Source organism: Methyloceanibacter sp., assembly GCF_049590335.1.
Taxonomy (GTDB): Bacteria; Pseudomonadota; Alphaproteobacteria; order Rhizobiales; family Methyloligellaceae; genus Methyloceanibacter.
In genome coordinates this window covers 1-2,044 of record NZ_JBAWCQ010000155.1, presented here as the reverse complement: position 1 = coordinate 2,044, position 2,044 = coordinate 1, and the positions used below count along the sequence as shown (strand labels likewise).

Below are 2,044 nucleotides of genomic sequence, written 5' to 3'. Positions count from 1 at the left end.
TCTCCGGGCCCCCCATTTGCGGCAATGGCTGAGAAACATGTCGCGGCGCTTGTAGTGCAGCGGCGGCTGGAGCTTCTTGGCGCCGTCCTCCAGCGCGCCGCGATGCGAGGCGACGACATAGAGTTTGGTGAAGTGGCGCGAGAGTGCCGACAGGGCCACGGTCCGGTCCGTCCCGGACGCGGCGAGCCGGCCGAGCTCGCGCAGCGCGCCCGGCGCGTCGCCTGCACTGACCGCAAAGACGAAATTGTCGAGCGCGAGCTCCGAAGCATCGCCTACGATCGCCGCCACGTCGTCATGGGTCACCTGCCCGGAGCTCTGCGCGTAGAGCGCGAGTTTGGCGACCTCGCCCCGGGAGAGCGCCTGATCGGCCCCGAGCCGCCCCATCAGATAGGCCTTTGTTTCCCGGTCGATGCTGAGGTCGGACTTGGCGAGCTCGTCCTCGATCAGGCCTGCGAGGTTCCGCTCGTCCGCGTAGCACGGCAGTGCGGCGGCTTGCGACTCCTTCTCGAACAGCTTCCGCAACGCCGAATCGGGACGCAAATTCCCCGCCTCGACGATGAGCGGACTGTCGCAAGGCTCGGCGAACAGGGCCTTGAGAGTGGCGGCGTCGAGGCGCGTTCCGGCACGCGCGCGGACGACCTTTCCTGAGGCGAACATGGATTGCGTTCGAAGCTCCACCTCGAGACGTCCTGCGTTCTCGGCAAAATCACGATCATCCAATCGCACCACTTCGGTTCCCTGCCCCAATCGTTTGCTGAACGCATGCGTCAGAGCGGCGGCGCGTTCGGACACGAGGCCCGCATCGGGTCCGTAGACGAGCACGGCCCGGCACGCAGGATCGGGTGCTGTGAGGAATCGCTGAACGGAGGCGGCTTTATAGGCGACCATGGGTCTTGAAGAACCGGGTATTGGAGAACCGGGAATGGGTAAACATGGAGCGTTGTTACCCGCAGGTCTTCAGCACGCCCGCGTCGACGCGGCGGGGCGGATTATGTGGTCGCAAGATAGGCTGCGAGCTGGCTCTTGATGCTCTCAGAAACCGTCTTGGCCGCGCGGTCCTCCGCATTGTACCGGGCACGGATATTGGAGAACACTTCCTGGAACCGCTCATAAGGCGCCCGCGAGACGGCCTCCCCTTGATGGATGACCTGGCCACTTGCCACGTCGAGGAGCGTGTAGCGCGCCTGGAGCTGATAGACTTGCCCTTGCGCGTTGCCCGTGACCTGCACAAGCTGTTGAATATCCCGCTCGCGCAGGGCGATTTTGAGCCTGTAGCGCGGCGCGGCAGCGTTGCCTCCGCCGGTATTTGCGAAGATCAGCTCGTTTCGGACCTTCTGCCCGACGCGCCCAGGGATTGGCTGCACGTCGACAGACGACATCGCCTCCGAGAGCTTTGTCCCGGTGGCGGTTGTCGTGTTGTTGCCATACAGGGGCTGAAAGCCACACCCTGCCAGGCCCAGCCCAGCGACTGCGGCGACCGCAACAACAGCGAGTGTGCGACTACGCGACCACATTGACGATCCTCTGTGGTACGACCACGATCTTCCGAATATCCCGTCCCTCAACGGCGCGCGCAACTGCATCCAGAGCAAGCGCCGCAGCCTCAATATCTTCTTTCGCGGCGTCTCGTGCAATCGTCAATTCGCCACGCCTCTTGCCGTTGACCTGGACGGCGATCGTGACGGTATCCTCCGTGAGAAGCGCCTGATCGGCCTCGGGCCAAGCCTGCTCAGCGACAAGCCCCTGATTTCCAAGAATTTCCCAGCATTCCTCGGCCAGATGCGGCACCATGGGTGCCGCGAGCCGCACCAGGGTCTCGGCCGCCTCCCGGATGGCAAATTTCAGCCCCTCGTCCGGTGCATTGGCACCCGACGTGGCCTGCAGCCCCGACGACAGGGCCCTTGCCAGCTCGTAAATCTGCGCCACGGCCGAATTGAAGCGCAGCCGTTCGACCGCGCCGGTGACGGCCGCGATGGTCTTGTGGGTCGCACGGAGCAGCGCGATGGCGTCGGCGCCGAGATCCGCCGGGCGCGCGGTGCCGGCC

General features: G+C 64.9%; 3 protein-coding genes. All 3 read right to left on the bottom strand.

Translation table 11 applies throughout. From position 1 onward, the window contains the following. On the bottom strand, positions 1-888 hold an 888-nt coding region (gene holA, locus WBQ77_RS11720), incomplete at its 3' end, for a DNA polymerase III subunit delta (RefSeq protein WP_424060399.1). Between the two features lie 101 nt (positions 889-989). After that, the gene (locus WBQ77_RS11715) at positions 990-1,514 is read right to left on the bottom strand and encodes a hypothetical protein (protein WP_424060397.1); all 525 of its coding nucleotides are present in this window, start codon (positions 1,512-1,514) and stop codon (positions 990-992) included. Next, a partial coding sequence (locus tag WBQ77_RS11710; protein ID WP_424060395.1) for a class I tRNA ligase family protein occupies positions 1,501-2,044 on the bottom strand: 544 nt, incomplete at its 5' end. The genes WBQ77_RS11715 and WBQ77_RS11710, both read right to left, overlap by 14 nt.